This window comes from Pseudomonas sp. Z1-12, assembly GCF_051132015.1.
GTDB lineage: Bacteria > Pseudomonadota > Gammaproteobacteria > Pseudomonadales > Pseudomonadaceae > Aquipseudomonas > Aquipseudomonas zanjanensis.
Map to the genome: position 1 here is coordinate 5,968,484 of NZ_CP071647.1, position 14,903 is coordinate 5,983,386.

The 14,903-nt window shown below is 57.8% G+C and carries 11 protein-coding genes; 3 read left to right on the forward strand and 8 right to left on the reverse strand.

Annotated features, from left to right (window positions below):
• Positions 1 to 26 precede the first annotated feature (26 nt).
• The 5 genes from J3P85_RS26075 to J3P85_RS26095 all read right to left on the reverse strand — a co-directional run bounded on the left by J3P85_RS26075 (position 27) and on the right by J3P85_RS26095 (position 9,934).
• Positions 27 to 911, reverse strand: coding sequence for a LysR substrate-binding domain-containing protein (locus J3P85_RS26075; protein WP_411385742.1), 885 nt, complete (start codon positions 909 to 911; stop codon positions 27 to 29).
• 57 nt (positions 912 to 968) lie between these two features.
• Positions 969 to 2,399 (reverse strand): amino acid permease, encoded by a 1,431-nt coding sequence (locus J3P85_RS26080; protein WP_186730268.1) that lies wholly within the window; start codon positions 2,397 to 2,399, stop codon positions 969 to 971.
• 134 nt (positions 2,400 to 2,533) lie between these two features.
• Positions 2,534 to 3,787: a cystathionine gamma-synthase family protein gene (locus tag J3P85_RS26085; RefSeq protein WP_186730267.1), complete on the reverse strand. Its 1,254-nt coding sequence runs from the start codon at positions 3,785 to 3,787 to the stop codon at positions 2,534 to 2,536.
• Positions 3,788 to 4,690: 903 nt separating this feature from the next.
• A complete protein-coding gene (locus J3P85_RS26090) occupies positions 4,691 to 5,092 on the reverse strand; it encodes a hypothetical protein (RefSeq protein WP_434704046.1) in 402 nt (133 codons plus the stop codon).
• A 3-nt stretch (positions 5,093 to 5,095) separates the two neighbouring features.
• Positions 5,096 to 9,934 carry an RHS repeat-associated core domain-containing protein gene (locus J3P85_RS26095; RefSeq protein ID WP_434704047.1) on the reverse strand — a complete coding sequence of 1,613 codons (4,839 nt, stop codon included), beginning with the start codon at positions 9,932 to 9,934 and terminating at the stop codon, positions 5,096 to 5,098.
• An 811-nt stretch (positions 9,935 to 10,745) separates the two neighbouring features.
• On the opposite strand from J3P85_RS26095, the gene J3P85_RS26100 reads away from it, so the two are divergent.
• A complete protein-coding gene (locus J3P85_RS26100) occupies positions 10,746 to 11,903 on the forward strand; it encodes an RHS repeat-associated core domain-containing protein (RefSeq protein WP_434704048.1) in 1,158 nt (385 codons plus the stop codon).
• A 284-nt stretch (positions 11,904 to 12,187) separates the two neighbouring features.
• Here the strand turns inward: J3P85_RS26100 and J3P85_RS26105 are convergent, their stop codons facing one another.
• Entirely contained in the window at positions 12,188 to 12,343 is a 156-nt protein-coding gene (locus J3P85_RS26105) for a hypothetical protein (protein WP_434704049.1), read from the reverse strand.
• A gap of 81 nt (positions 12,344 to 12,424) precedes the next feature.
• Here J3P85_RS26105 and J3P85_RS26110 point away from each other — a divergent pair, with 81 nt between their 5' ends.
• On the forward strand, positions 12,425 to 12,643 hold the full coding sequence (locus tag J3P85_RS26110; protein ID WP_434706426.1) for an RHS repeat-associated core domain-containing protein: 219 nt from the start codon (positions 12,425 to 12,427) through the stop codon (positions 12,641 to 12,643).
• Between the two features lie 68 nt (positions 12,644 to 12,711).
• Positions 12,712 to 12,948 (forward strand): hypothetical protein, encoded by a 237-nt coding sequence (locus tag J3P85_RS26115; protein WP_434704050.1) that lies wholly within the window; start codon positions 12,712 to 12,714, stop codon positions 12,946 to 12,948.
• Between the two features lie 78 nt (positions 12,949 to 13,026).
• Here J3P85_RS26115 and J3P85_RS26120 read toward each other — a convergent pair whose 3' ends face one another.
• Together J3P85_RS26120 and J3P85_RS26125 are read right to left on the reverse strand one after the other, a co-directional pair.
• Positions 13,027 to 13,989, reverse strand: a complete 963-nt coding sequence (locus tag J3P85_RS26120) for a nucleotidyl transferase AbiEii/AbiGii toxin family protein (protein ID WP_434704051.1) — start codon at positions 13,987 to 13,989, stop codon at positions 13,027 to 13,029.
• Complete coding sequence (locus J3P85_RS26125; protein ID WP_434704052.1) at positions 13,970 to 14,377, reverse strand: DUF6088 family protein; 408 nt, start codon at positions 14,375 to 14,377, stop codon at positions 13,970 to 13,972. The genes J3P85_RS26120 and J3P85_RS26125 overlap by 20 nt, the downstream gene beginning before the upstream one ends.
• Between the last annotated feature and the right edge of the window lie 526 nt (positions 14,378 to 14,903).

A 14,903-nucleotide genomic window follows, 5' to 3' on the forward strand; every position in this document is an offset into this window, starting at 1 on the left:
AACTCCGCAAACTCCTATAAAACAGCTCATTTAAAACGATGCGCCTGCTCCACCAGCCAGGTGGAAAACCGCGCCGCGTCCGGGTGTTGCTCGGCCCCGGAACTGCGCACTAGGTAGAACGATTCGCTGGCTTCGATGCGCTGGGCGAAGGGTTCGACCAGGCGTCCGTCTTCCAGCAATTCACTGACCATCGATGACCGCGCCAGGGCGATGCCCTGCCCCAACTCGGCCATGCGCAAGGTGCAAACCAATGTATCGAATTGCATGCCCGTCGAGGAATCCACCGAGTCGGCACCGACCATTTTCAGCCAGTAACCCCAGCCTTCTTCGTAACCTAGCACGTGCAGCAACGGATGCTTGGCCACGTCCGCCGGCACCTTCAGCGTCGCCATCAAGGCTGGCGAGCACACCGGGAACAAGGTATCCCAGGTCAGCCGCTGCGACACCAGGCCGGGCCATTGGCCGTGGCCCCAGCGAATCTCCATGTCGTCTTCACCGTCCAGCTCCTTGACCCAGATGTTGCTGATGTAGCGGATGTCGACATGGGGATGGGCCTGGCGAAAGTCCACCAGTTTCGGCGCCAGCCAGTGCACGAAAAACGCCAGGCTGCCGCGCACCTTGATCGGCCGGCGCTTGTGCTGGCCGAAGATTTCGTTGGTGCCCACCGCCAGCCGCGTGATCGCGTCCTGCACCACCGGCAGGTACGCCTGGCCTTCCTCGGTCAGGCCCAGGCCACGAGGCAAGCGCTTGAACAGCGCCACGCCGAGGTGACTTTCCAACTGGCGGATCTGCTGGCTGACCGCGCCCTGGGTCAAGAATAATTCGTCGGCGGCGTGGGTGAAGTTCAGGCAGCGGGCCGACACTTCGAACGCCCGCAGCCAGTTCAACGGGGGCAACGTTTTTTGCTTCATGCTCTTACCTCGCTGACCCCCACGCACCGGGCACGTTTGCCCGCCCGTCGATGCGGTTTAAAACGCGTCGGACGGTTGTGCCACGAGGGCGACCGACAAGCGTCGCTCGCGGCTTTTGCGGGTAATGTAATACACGAAGTAACACCAGGCGATGAATGGCAAGCCGAAGTACAGCGCCACTCGCTGTTCAGGGTCGAAGGCGATGCCGATGCACGCCAGGCTGCAACACACCAGCGCCCCCAGCGGCACCCACGGATAACCCCGAACCCGGAACTTGAGGTCGCGAATGTCACCGCCGTTGGCGACGTAGTGACGGCGAAAGCCGATCTGGCTCGCTGCGATGCTCATCCACACCACCACCACGGCCAGGCCGGAAATCGACACCAGTGCCAAGTAGATGGTGTCAGCAGCAAACACACTGCTGAGCAACGACGCAGCGCCGCCGGCCATGCTGACGATGATCGCGTTGAGCGGCGTGCCCATGCGGGTCAGGGCCGAGAACTGCTTGGGCAGGTGGCCTTGATCGCTAAGGGTCCAAAGCATGCGCGAAGCGGCGTACAAGCCGGAGTTGGCCGCCGACAACAGCGCGGTGATGATCACGAAGTTCATGATGTCGGCGGAGTATGGAATGCCGATGTAGGTGAACACCGTAACGAACGGGCTTTCCACCAGACCGGCTTGCTCGCGGGGCAGCAACGTCGCGAGGACAAAAATGGTCCCGACAAAAAACACCGCCAGGCGCAGCACCGTGGTGCGGATAGCGCGCGGCACGTTGCGCTGCGGATCCTTGGTTTCGCCGGCGGCGATGCCGATCAGCTCAGTGCCGGAAAACGCGAAGGACACCGCCAGCAGCGTCATCGCAATCGGCATGAAGCCCGTAGGAAAAAGTCCTTCGCGAGTGAAGTTACTCAAGCCGATGCTGTGGGCCTGATCGATGTTCAACAGGCCGAGAATCGCACCACCACCGATCAGCAGGAACACCACCACGGTCAGGACTTTGATCAACGACAGCCAGAACTCGGTCTCGGCGAACAAACGCACCGACACCACGTTGGTGAGAAACACCACGCCGGCAAACAGCGCGCTCCAGATCCACACCGGGGTGTCGGGAAACCATCGGGTCATGAGGATGCCGGCGGCGGTGAACTCGGAACCGATCGCCACCGTCCACGTCAGCCAATACAGCCAGGCCACGGTGTAGCCGGTGCCGGGACCGAGAAAGCGCGTGGCGTAGGTGCTGAAGGAACCGGTTACCGGCATCTGCACTGCCAGTTCGCCGAGGCACATCATCACCATATACACCATGAGTGCGCCGATGATGTAAGCGATCACCGCCCCCATAGGGCCGGCCTGGTTGACGGTGTAGCCGGAGGTCAGGAACAGCCCGGTGCCGATCACGCCACCCAAGGCGAGCATGACGATATGGCGCGTCTGCATTTCCTGCTTGAAGCCGGTCCGCGTATTCGTTTGTTGTTCTGTTATGGACATGGTTGTTCTCATGAAATGTCAGGGCGCGCATCGACGTCTACGCGAGTCAGACAAGCGCCGCTGAGCTTTTATTATTATTCCTATTCATGAACGCCCCGCTGACAGCCTTGTCGCGGGGTATCAACTTTCAAACTTCAGCTTGCCGTCTCGGTGTGGACTTCATTGAGTTGCGGATCGAGGGTCTTTTTGACGAAGGCGAAGGCCTGTTTCAGATCGTCCAGCAGATCGTCGGTGTCTTCGATGCCCACCGAAACCCGCACCAAGCCTTCGGAGATGCCCAGGGCCAGGCGTTCTTCCAGGGTGTTCTCGACATGGCTGGTGGTGCGGGCCGGGCCGTAGATGGTTTCCACCGCGCCCAGGTTGCCCGCGCAGTGGGCGAAGCGCAGGCGTGGCAGCAGCAACTTGACCGTGTCCATGCCGCCGACCAGGACAAAACTGACGATGGCGCCGAAGCCGGACATCTGTGCACAGGCGATGGCGTGGTTCGGGTGGCTGGGCAAGCCGGGATAATTCACCGCCTCCACCAATGGTTCGGTGCAGAGGAATTCGGCCAGGGCCCGGGCGCTGTGTTGTTGCTGGCGCATGCGCAATGCCAGGGTCTTCATGCCACGGATGATCAGGTAGGCCGAGAACGGGTCGAGGCTCGCGCCGTTGATTTCCCGGTAGTGCCGCACTTGGGCCATCAAGGCTTCGCTGCCACACACCAGGCCACCAAGCACGTCGCCATGGCCGCTGAGGAATTTGGTCGCGCTGTGAATCACCACGTCCACGCCCAAGGCCAGCGGGCTCTGGTTCAGCGGCGTGGCGAAGGTGTTGTCCGCCACGACCACGGCGCCGACACGCTTGGCCGCCGCCACCAGGCGCGGGATGTCGAGGATTTTCAGGGTCGGGTTGGTGGGGGTTTCCAGGTACAGCACCTGGCAGCCCTTGGCGATTTCACGCTCCAGGTCGTCGTGGTCGAAGGTCTCGCACAGGGTCACCGCCACGCCGGTGCGCGGCAGGAACTCCTCGAAAATCTTGTTGGTGCCGCCGTAACTGTCCTTGGTCGACACCACGCGATCGCCATGGGCCAGAAAGGTGTAGAGCACGCTGCTGATCGCCGCCATGCCACTGCTGAAGGCCACGGCAGACTCGGCCATTTCCAGCTCGCGAATCTTGGCTTCGAGGGTCTCGACGGTCGGGTTGCTCATGCGGCTGTAGATAAAACCGGGGGCCTTGCCCAGGGCGACGTCGTACCAGACGTCGATGTCGTCATAACCGTACGCGGCACTGGCCACGATGGGGGTTTGCGTGGCGTTGTAGGGATGCCTGACTTGCTCCCCACCCCAAACCGCCCGGGTGCCGGCGCCGGCATTATCAAGCCCTGTGCTGTCAGGTTTATTGTTCATCGAGGCTACTCACACTGAGGGGGTGGACGTTGAGCCATCCACCGGATCTGAGGGCCAATATAGGGAAAAGCCGGGCGGGCGAGAAACGATGTTATCGGTGCCAAAGGGGTGGTTTTTTTAATGGCTGGATGAAGGTCTGAGAGGATCTGCGAACACAAAAACCTGTGGGAGCGGGCTTGCTCGCGAAAGCGGTGGGTCAGTCACTGAAGGGGTGAATGTGCAATCGCTTTCGCGAGCAAGCCCGCTCCCACACTGGAAATTGTGGGGACCTCGGGAATGCGTGAGCGCCAGTCCTACAGGCGACCGTGGACTTAAGGCTGTACGAATCATCGTGGCGAGGGCGCTTGCTCCCGCTCGGCTGCGCCGTAGGAGCTGCCGAGCGAAGCGAGGCTGCGATCTTTCCAAAGCCAGTTGAGTATCAAGCGAAAGATCAAGATCAAAAGATCGCAGCCTTCGGCAGCTCCTACCACGGCCCGGCGGGAGCAAGCTCCCTCGCCACAGGTTCAGCGTTTTTTCAGACGTCCAGGGGCCTCGATCAATACCCAAGTCACTGATGAACCTGTGGGAGCGAGCTTGCTCGCGATGGCGGTGGGTCAGTTGCCATTGAGGGTGACTGATACTCCGCTATCGCGAGCAAGCTCGCTCCCACAGTGGAGTTGTGGTGGCATCGGGAATGCGTGAGCGCCAGTCCTATAGGCGACCGTGGACTTAAAGGCTGTACGAATCATCGTGGCGAGGGAGCTTGCTTCCGCTCGGCTGCGCAGCAGTCGTAAACCTACCCGGTCACCGCGTTGAATGGCTTTGGGGCTGCTGCGCAGCCCAGCGGGAGCAAGCTCCCTCGCCACAGGTTCAGCGCTTTTCAGATGTTCAGGGGCTTTTGATCGCTCCCACACAATCTAGATCCTATTCATCCACATCCTTTATAGATTCAAGCCAAATAAAAAAATGATCTTTTTGCAGCTGAGGATCACTGACTATATCTTGGTCTTCATAATCAAATATATTAACAAGATCCGATCTTGAGGCACGCTTACCCAAAACATGGTCATATGCAGCTATCCCTGACGACATTTGCGAGGACATACTGGAAGGTCTTACACTTCGCTTAGCTCCCTTGCATAAAAATTTCAAATCAGAATGTTCTTTTATAATTTTTCCAAAACACTCATACACGTCAGCCCCGGAATATTTTTTTGACCAGCCACTTTTAAAGGTAAGAAAAATGGTTGATTTTACTGAATTAACATCAAGCAGCACCTCCTCTTTTTGACCGTCTTTAACAATTGAAATAACTTGCTTTGTCATTTTTTATTTCCTTTGAGGGTTGGGTAAAGAGTACCCAACATAGGAACCATCCTTCTTAAGTGGAGTGACCCCGATAATATCTTCCGCCTTTACCCGATCAGGAATTGCAATCTCATACTCATAGCTATAAGGAACATCACTGCGCGGGAGCTCCTTGTTTACATCGCGTCCAAGAATTCGCTTTAGGACATACAGATACCCTTTGCGCGTCCTATACTTTGTTCCAAAATCGATACCGACATCAACATCCGTGCTTGTACTGACAAAATTACTCGGTGGATTTCTGTTATCCCAAACATGAAGTCGTAGGTCGGTGCTTTTCCCCAAGCTCCTAAAACCTTCTTTAAAAATGATTTCTGGCCCCCTCAAGTCTCCACGATAAAGAAATGTAGGTTTTGGTGGGGAAGCCTCCCCCTCATCCACCCCAACCCTAGCTGCCGGATCCTGATCCCCAACCGCCGGCCTACACCCACCCTTCCCCGGACAATCCACCAACCCCAACGGATCCACCCACCCCGTCGGATTCAGGGTGTACCGGTACCCATTGAGCCCGCCCACCAACTTGCTCGGGTCAGGCGTCAAATAGCGGCCAGTCTCGGGATTGTAGTAGCGGTGGCGGTTGTAGTGCAGGCCGCTTTCCGGGTCGAAGTATTGGCCTTGGAAGCGCAGCGGCTGTTCAAGCTGCTCGCCGTCGCCGTGCGTGAGTGCGGTGACTTTGCCGTAGCCGTTGTAGCGCGCCGACCAGACGATCTGGCCGTTGGGGTTGGTCAGTTCCTGGGGCGTGCCCAGGTGGTCGAGGTGGTAGTAGAACGGCGCGGCTTTTTCCGGGCCTTCGCCATTGAGCATCGCCAGTGGGCGGAAGGTGCCCGGTTCGTAGACGTAGCTGCGGTGGTGGCGCGGGCTGTTTTCGGCGACGAGCTGGTCGCCCTGCCAGAAAAATTCCGTGGTCAGGCCGTCCACGGTCTTGCTGATGCGTCGGCCGAAAGCGTCGTAGCGGTAGGAGGTTTCGCAGCCGTCGGCCGTGGTGATGCCGATCAGGCGGTGTTGGCTGTCGTAGCGGTAGGCACTGACCAGAGCCTCGCCGCGGCGTTCGCGGATCAGGTTGCCAAAGGCGTCGTAGTCGTAGTGGCGGTCGCCCTCTTTCAGCAGGCGGTTGCCCTTGAGGGTGGTCGGGCCGGGGCGGTCCTGCATCAGCAGGTTGCCGGCCGGGTCGTGGCTGAAGTGTTCCGGCGGCTCGCTGTGGGAAAAGTCGATGCGGGTCAGGCGATCTAGAGAATCGTACTGGTAGCTGCGGCGGCTTCGGTGGTCGGAAAGGGTTTGCAGGTTGCCCTTGGGGCTGTAGGTATAGTCGCGCCAGAGCAGTTGCTGTTGTGGGTTCTGCCACACGGTCTGGGCCTTGAGGCGGCCCTGTTCGTCGTACCTGTAGTCGCTGAGCAACTGACCTTGCTGGCGCTGTCGTTCGCGGCTGCCATCAAAGCGGTGTTCGGTCAGGCGTGCGCCGTTGAGGTCGATGGCGGTCAGCGCGCCGCCTGGGGCGTGGTGGTAGTCGAGTTGGCTGTCGTCCGGCAGGCGCAGGTGGTTGAGGCGCCCGCAGGCATCGTAGCGATAACGCAGGGTGCCCCAGCCCTGGTGTTCGCAGACCAGCCGATCCTGGGCGTCGTATTCGAAGGCCAGCGGATGGTCGCTGCCGTCGTCGACGTAGACCAGCCGGCCCAGTTCGTCGTAGCGGTATTCGATGGACTGGCCGTCGGGCAAGGTCTTGAGTTGCAGCCGCCCGGCCGTGTCGCGCTGGTAGCGGGTGACCCATTGCGAACCGTCCTCGCCGTGTTCAGTTTTTTCCAGCAGGTGACCGTTGAGGTCGTAGGCGTAGGCGGTGCGTTGGCCGTCGAAGCCGACTTGCTGTCGGATCAAGCCGTTGGGCGTGTAGTCCAGCTGATATTGTTCGCCGGATTCGTTCTCGATCTCGGTCAGCAACAGCCGCGCCGAGTCGTAGCGGTACTTCAGCTCGCTGCCGTCGGGGTTCAGGCGACGACTGACCAGGTGCAGGTCATCGGCGTATTCGTAGCGGGTGGTCCGGCCCTGCTCGTCGCGCTCGGCAATGACCTTGCCGTAGGCGTTGTAGCTCCAGGCACGGATGGCGCCAGTGGGCAGGGTCACTTGCAGCAGTCGGCCGACGGCGTCCCATTGGTAGTGCGTGAGGGCGCCGTATTCGTCCCGGCGGCTGAGCAAACGTCCCAGGGCATCGTAGGAAAAATGCCGGTGACCGCCGTCGGGCAGGATTTCTTCAGTCAGTTGGCCCAGGCGACTCCAGGTGAAGCGATGTTCGCCGCCGTCCGGGTCATACTTCGCCAGCAGTTGCCCATGGGCGTCGTAGGCATATTCCGTACGCTGGCCGTCCGGGTCGATGCTAGCGATCACATCACCGTGGTCATTGCGCCGGTAAGTCCACACTGCCTTGCCACGGGAGCGGGTGTGCAGGAAACCGTTGCGGTATTCGTAGGACGTCGGTGCCTCGTCCGGCGGAATCAACGCCAGCAGCCGCCCGACTTCGTCGTAGCGGTATTCACGGACCGCCCCCAGCGGGTCCTGTTCGGCGATCAGCCGGCCCTGTTCGTCATAGGCCTTGAGGTGTTCGCCGCCGTCGGGCTCGACCTTGCCCACCAGCCGCGCCCGGTCGTCGTGGACATACACTTCCTGGCTGCCATCCAGGTGCCGGACCGTGACACTGCCGTCCTCGCCCCAGGTGTAGCGGCTGTCCATCTGCGCAAACGAAGCCCAATGCCGTACGCAACGGGACGTCGGCCCGACGCCTTGCCACTCCCAATAAAAACTCGCCCCGCCAGCCAATTGCCGCTGGAGAATGACGTGCTGGTCGTCGTAGTCGTAGCGTTCGCTTTCCCCGGCGGCATTGGTCGCTTCGATCAGTCGGAAACGTCCGTCGTAGCGGTAGGACACCAGCGTCTGCTCGGTCCGCCAGGCTTCGTCGAGGGTGATGGCCGGGTGGAAGCTCTGGTAGTCGACGGCGATCAGGTGGCGCTGTTCGTAGCGCAGGCGCAGGGAACGCCCGGCGCCGTTGTCCAGGCGGCAGATGTCGCCGTGGATGTTGCGCTGGAGGGTCAGGCGGTTGTCGTAGCGGTCGCTGAGGGCGATCAGGTGGCCGTCGCGAAAATGCAGGAACGGGGCGTTTCCCCCCGGTTGGGCGACGATCAGTTCGTCCGGCTCGCTGCCCAGGTAGATCGCCGCCCGGGCCAGGCTGTTGTGGATCGCCGGGCGCTGGGTGGTGGGCAATGGAAAGAGCGTGCGACGGTTTTCCTGGTCGACCCAGGTGACCTGTTCGCCGTCGAGTTCCAGGCGATGGGCCAGGGCATGACTCCACCCGCGTCCGAGGCCGAGGTCCAGGTTGGCGGCGCTGGTGCGGTATAAACGGGTGAAGACAAACGGCAAGCGGCCATCAAGGGTGCCATCGTCGAGGGTCAGCAGTTCTTCGCCGGTGACCATCGACACCGGGCAGCCGCTGGTCTGGGTCTGGGCGGCGGTATCGGCGCTGTCACCGTTGGGGTTTTTCGATTGGGCGGGGGCGTCGTCGTGGGGTTCGTGTTGGCTCAGACGGGTAGAGGGCTGGGATTTTTCCCGCACTATCGGGGCGGGGTTACTGACCGACAGCGGCGCGGAATCCCCATTGCTGATCCGCAACGGTCTGACAGGCGCCGGTCCCACCGACGGTCCTTGACCGGCGATTACCAACGGCTTCAGTACATCGGCATGTTTGTTGAAACTGTCGCCACCGAGTTGTCCGAGGCGTTGACTCGATGCCTGTAGCCACTTCCGGGCGCGTTCCGAACGGACATGGCGCAGCACTTTACCGCTCATGCGCAGTCCCACGCCCAGGCCACCGGTCACGCGCGCCAAGAGGAAATTGATCAGAATCGAGGCTCGCATTTCCCCCAGGATTTCAGCCATGTACTGGGGCGGCAGCATCCGCAGCCAACTGGTGAACGCCGCGGTGTAAACGAAGAGCAAGGGCTCATCGCTCAGGATCATCAATCCTTTGGCAATCGCCTCGGATGACGCCTTCAGCAGTTGCTCAAGCTCGACCTCGGTGAGGTATTCCAACAATTTTTCACTGTTGGCCTGTAGGTCCGCCAACAGATCGAAGACCTGTGTTACGTCGTCCCATAGCCCAAACAGGGCATTTTCAAAGCCGCGTAGCTGGGCTTCCTGCAATGCGTTGAAGCGCTTTACAAAACCGCCCTCGGAAGACTCCTTCCACAAGGGTTGAAACTCGTTCCATTCCGCTTTCAGCCAACCTTCGAGTTCGACGATCTCGTGCTGGTAGGACGCGTACAGCGCCCGGACATGATCGGTCGTGATATTTGGAAAAAAACTGATGCGGTAGCGCTGGCCGCGGTCGCATTCGGACACTTCCAAAATGCCGCTGGGACCAATGACATGAGGGATCGGATCGCCAAACGTTTCCTTCCCCAGCTCGCCCTTGATGATCGGCTCCAACACCACTGGCGTGTCGCCGATAGGCACGAAACGCGCGGCCTGGAACATGTGCACCAGTGTCAGCGGACCTTGTGCCGGACATCTCGCCACCACGGCGCTGACCTGTTTGCCACCGTCTTTCACGGGTACGAGCGACACCTCCTTGCCGACTTTAAATACCTGCTGAATGTCCAGTGTCCGACCGGCCCAGAATCTTTCCGCCCAACTGTCGTAGTCGCCCAGGCAGTGGCGAAAGTCCTGCAATACCTCCTCGACATCGGGCGAGTTCATGGCGGCCAGGACCAGCGAACCAATGGCACCGGTTAATGACGGGATCTTGTCAGGGAAACGCATGCAGGCAGCTCGCGGCGCAGGAGTGGGCGCGAGACTGTGCCGGGGATGACAGGAGAAATAAGTCAGTGAAAGAAGCGGGGCGTGTAGGGCAATTCGCTAAATCCAACGCTTGGCGCACAAAACCCGCCGACGACTATCAACGCCGCGATATAAGCCATTGCTCTTTCCAGCAAAACCTTTCGCAACAGGGGTAAATGACGTGGCCGCTTTTCAGCGATAGGGCCAAATTATTGAGTGGGTGTTGGCTGATACCGCTATCGCGAGCAAGGTTCCTGTAGAGTTAATTTCCATTGAAAGGCAAAACCTGAAAATCATTGCTACAACTGATGCGTCTCCGGCGCCATATGTCAAAACTCTGGCCAATGTCAACGATAATATGGCAAGTCATGGCAACAATGCCTTGACCGAGTCCTAGGTCGAGGTAATCAAACAAATAGTTCGACAAGCCAGCACTGGAGAAATCAGCACTACAACGGCGCACTGGAAAGAATTCGGTTTATGGGGAGAAAAATTTCATTCAATAACCGAATGGCACTAATTTTTCCGGCGCACTTCTGAATTTATTAGCCGCAGGCATCAGAGGTGTCACAGACAAAAATATGCGAGTAACCGGGCTTTCTTTACGAAGAGGCACTGCTTCTGCACCTGGACAAAGCTCATAAGTTATTTTTATTCGACTGAACTCTTACGTAGCTTGTCAGGCTCGGGACCATCGGGGTGGACAGCCAACCCTAACACTTCTGCTAGCTAGACAACCGCCCTTCTCCCTGAACATGATGGTGCTATCTGTATTTCCCACAGAGCAAAGCCCATGCCCTCCACAGATAAAACCTTGCTATGCCGTTACCACTACGACCCACTGGATCGCCTGGCCGATTGCACACCCTTGGCCCAGGCCAGCACCCAGCGCTTCTACCTGAAAGAACGCCTGACCAGCGAAATCAAGGGCTCGGTACAGCGCTCGATCTTCCAGCAGGAAGACCAACTCCTGGCGCAACAACAGCGCCAGGATGGCAGCGTCGAAACCACGTTACTCGCCACCGACCAGCAACGTTCGGTGTTGCACGCGCTCGATGTCACGCAGCCTCATCCCCTCGCCTACACACCCTACGGCCATCGCCCTGCGGAAAACGGTTTACTCAGTCTGCTCGGATTCAACGGCGAACGACCGGATCCGGTGACCGGGCACTATTTGTTGGGCAATGGGTATCGGGCGTTCAACCCAGTGTTGATGCGCTTCAACAGCCCGGACAATTTGAGTCCGTTTGGAGTGGGTGGGTTGAGTGCGTATGCGTATTGCATTGGCGATCCGGTCAATTTATCCGACCCCTCCGGGCATTTTATAAAAACAATTACTGGCCTATTTTCAAAATCTTTAAACGGCCTGTATAAAGCGGCAAGCTGGGCAATAGATGTCACGCCAACGCCAACTATCGCGCATATCCCCAAAAGAGGACCAATGCAGAATATAAAAGCACTTGACAATGATTTATTCACATACTCAGACCGATATAAAAATAAAAACCGCTTGAATATCGGCACTCATGGAACCATTCCGACGCCACAATCCAGCTCGGTTGTTTTTTACAAAAACAGGCCAACCAGCCCTGACCAGCTACTCTCCACACTTAAAAAACACGGTATCAACCCCAATAACTTCGATGAACTTCGGATGATTTCTTGCTACTCTGGGGACGGAGCAAATTCATTCATCAAACAACTATCCTATCTCACAGCAAAGCCGGTGAAAGGCTACAGCGGAAGGGTAAACTCAAGTCATCTACCTGAGGAAATCTGGAGCGAATTTCTTGAAGCAAGGAAACAAAACCCTAAGTCTCCACAAGCCGAACTCAATGTTCGATTGTCCGGAGCATTCCATACAGTAAGAAAACACAATCCCCACAACCTCATCGCCCATCCGTTCGCCTATTTATCGCACAATTTCAAATCAATTAGAGTAACCCCATAGTCGCCATCAAACTGGCAAGTGGCATTAGGTTGCCCTTCAGTTCGAAAAACACTGACGCTGCTTCAAGGTACATCGTCGATGCCACCATTCATGCCCCAGCGTCACCAACAGCGAAGAAGGCGAGCGCCATTTCTGGATGCATCAGGCCCAGAGGCTAAAAAATGCAATCTACAGCCTAAACGCTGCTTTGCCGCTATCACTACGATCCACTCGATCATCTGGCTGACTGCACGCCTGCGCCCCAGGCCAGCACTTACCGCTTCTACTTGAAGAACCGCCTCGTCTCAGAGATTCAAGGCATGGTTCAACGATCGATCTTCCAACACGACGACCAGTTGCTCGCCGGGCAGCAACGCGAGAACGAAGCGAGTAAAACCACTTTGCTCGCCACCAATCAACGGCGCTCGGTATTGCACGCGCTCGCTGCCACGCAGCCACATCCGCTCGCCTACACTCCCTAAGGTTACCGCTCTGCGCAAAGTGGCCTTTTGCTCGGCTTCAACGGCGAACGACCGGACCCGGTGACCGGGCATTATTTGTTGGGCAATGGGTATCGGGCGTTCAATCCGGGGTTGATGCGGTTTAACAGCCCGGACAGTTTGAGTCCGTTTGGAGAGGGTGGGTTGAATGCCTATGCATACAGCGTCGGAGATCCGGTAAATCGAAAAACTCGCTCCCACGCAAGGTCACCTAAAGACCCAAGTCATGCTTCGAGCCGGTCACTACGTTCGATGGTCTAAAAAACAGAACCAATCCCGACGAGCGCCCTCAACTCCAGAGAGACCACCCCCACTCGGAGCCCGCCGCCATGAACCGTCGCCCCCTGACCTTCTCCCAACTCCACCCCGGCGACCGCTTCACCCTGCCCGCAGATCACCGTCTATTCACCAAGCTCACCGACAGCACTGCCCGTGAGCACAGCGTGCATTCGATCAATCTCAAAGAGGAAGGATTCGGTTATGCCGAAGACCCCATCGAGACGCTGCCAGGGGACGCCCCGATCGAGTACGTCCCGGTCGGCGGCCCACTGCGCGCTGGAGGCTAGCGCTCGGCTACTGACCCACTTTGCTCGAAAGAAGCCCCACGTGTGCAGAAACCATTAATCCGTTAGGAACCAAGAGCTTTATAGCGTCCGCATCAACGCTTCGGCGTGCTGACGAAACACGACATAAGCCTCATCAAAGCTCGGGCGGACATCGCCAAAAATCAGCGGCATGAGCTTCGCGCCATACTGGCGACGAATCTGCGCATCCGAACTCGCCTGATGGAGGGCGCTCTGCATGACATTTCCCGGATCGTTAGCAAATGGGGGGAACTGCCGACCAAATTCCAGCGCATCAAACTCCACCAGGCTTTTGAATCCGATAGCGGCTCGTTCGCAGACAGCGGGATCTCCACGGCTTATGCAGTAAACATCATAGATATGCCGCACCAACGTCTCGTCCCACGGCTGGAGCATGGCTCCGGCTTGGTGTTGGGCATAACGGCGAAGAAACGAAATGACTTTCTCCGCAAGCGTCTCCTCAACCGCTACGCAGGCAATATCGCCCAATCTCCCAGACCTTGCGGCGAGTCGATTGACCAAGTATTCCAGTGGCTGCTGAGTCACTTCAAACTGCGGGATTCGCGCAGTCAACTCAAGACTTAGATAAGGACGCAAACTGGTGTCATGAGGGTATTGCGAGGCATATTGCCAACGACTGGCGAAGTAGCGGTTTTCATTCCGGGCAACACGCTCTTCCACGATCTCCTCAAAACCGAGCTCGGCGAGGACATGACAAACCTGAGCCTTCAGATTGCTGAGGTGCCGCTTCTGAGCCGAGGCACTCAACACATCAAGATCATTCAAAACGATTTTTAAGTCGACGTCCTCAGACATACGCTCGATCAGTTGGTAAGCCTTCGACAGGCTTGTACCACCGCAAAACACGAGGCGAACACCGGGAAACTGCATGCCCATCAGAGCTTGCAAAGCATCCGTCACATGGACGTCTTTTTCCAGGATGCTAGTCGTCAGCAGCCCGACATCGACCTCTGCCAACACCGCATCGATTAACTCGACCTGTTCAGGCGTGATGATTTTCATAAACGACGTAACGACCACCGAAGCCGAGTTTTCGATTAATACGCCGTGACCCCGTGTCAAAAACGATGCCGGCAGGTAGCTGCAAGCTATCGCTGGCGTTGTATTCACGCGCTGCGCGTCCAGCCGTGATCGTCACGCCAAGCTTTTGCAGAACCAAAGGCGCCAAGACTTCAAGGGGACGAATGGGTATCGGCTTGCCGGTAAGCACACTGACCTTGGCTTTTGCGAAGACACCCACGCCGAGCTTGACCAATACACCGCTAGCCACCAGATGACGCAGTGCTCGGGATACCTGCGCGGGGCTGCCGAAGTCGGAAAACTCGGAGCGTAGAAAGACATCGTCCTTTCGCAAGGCGATTGATCTTTTAAGCCGCTCTTCGATAATCATGACTTACCTCCCGGATAGCACCTAGTCTTAAAATTCCTGTAATAAATTGTTTAATAAGGAAATTTTAATACAAACAGTGCTCATGATTTGCTCAGTATAAATCAGAGCTGGAACATCGGCCAATGCAGCCTCGGAACAGAATCGAATGCACAGCGCATATTCGTTTCAGACACAAAACGTGTGGGAGCGAGCTTGCTCGCGATGGCGCTGGGTCAGCGGCCATTGATGTTGACTGACACTCCGCCATCGCGAGCAAGCTTGCTCCCACAGGGGAACTGCGGTGAGGTTGGGAATGTGTGAACAGTTGCTCTCACAGGCTCCCCTTAACTTAAGGCGCATGAATCATCGTGGCGAGGGAGCTTGCTCCCGCTCGGCTGCGCAGCAGTCGTAAACCTGCCCGGACACCGCGTTGAATGGCCTTGGGGCTGCTTCGCAACCCAGCGGGAGCAAGCTCCCTCGCCACAGGTTTAGCGTTTTTTTCATATCTCCCGGGGGTGTCTTGCGCAGATAAACGCGCGAATAGATG

What these genes read in the sequence shown, in the direction of transcription:
- J3P85_RS26115 (WP_434704050.1), top strand. Translation starts at nt 12,712, where the DNA reads ATGAACCGTCGCCCCCTGACCTTCTCCCAACTCCACCCCGGCGACCGC.
- J3P85_RS26075 (WP_411385742.1), bottom strand. Translation starts at nt 911, where the DNA reads ATGAAGCAAAAAACGTTGCCCCCGTTGAACTGGCTGCGGGCGTTCGAA.
- J3P85_RS26100 (WP_434704048.1), top strand. Translation starts at nt 10,746, where the DNA reads ATGCCCTCCACAGATAAAACCTTGCTATGCCGTTACCACTACGACCCA.
- J3P85_RS26080 (WP_186730268.1), bottom strand. Translation starts at nt 2,399, where the DNA reads ATGTCCATAACAGAACAACAAACGAATACGCGGACCGGCTTCAAGCAG.
- J3P85_RS26095 (WP_434704047.1), bottom strand. Translation starts at nt 9,934, where the DNA reads ATGCGTTTCCCTGACAAGATCCCGTCATTAACCGGTGCCATTGGTTCG.
- J3P85_RS26090 (WP_434704046.1), bottom strand. Translation starts at nt 5,092, where the DNA reads ATGACAAAGCAAGTTATTTCAATTGTTAAAGACGGTCAAAAAGAGGAG.
- J3P85_RS26105 (WP_434704049.1), bottom strand. Translation starts at nt 12,343, where the DNA reads ATGTGGCTGCGTGGCAGCGAGCGCGTGCAATACCGAGCGCCGTTGATT.
- J3P85_RS26125 (WP_434704052.1), bottom strand. Translation starts at nt 14,377, where the DNA reads ATGATTATCGAAGAGCGGCTTAAAAGATCAATCGCCTTGCGAAAGGAC.
- J3P85_RS26120 (WP_434704051.1), bottom strand. Translation starts at nt 13,989, where the DNA reads ATGAAAATCATCACGCCTGAACAGGTCGAGTTAATCGATGCGGTGTTG.
- J3P85_RS26085 (WP_186730267.1), bottom strand. Translation starts at nt 3,787, where the DNA reads ATGAACAATAAACCTGACAGCACAGGGCTTGATAATGCCGGCGCCGGC.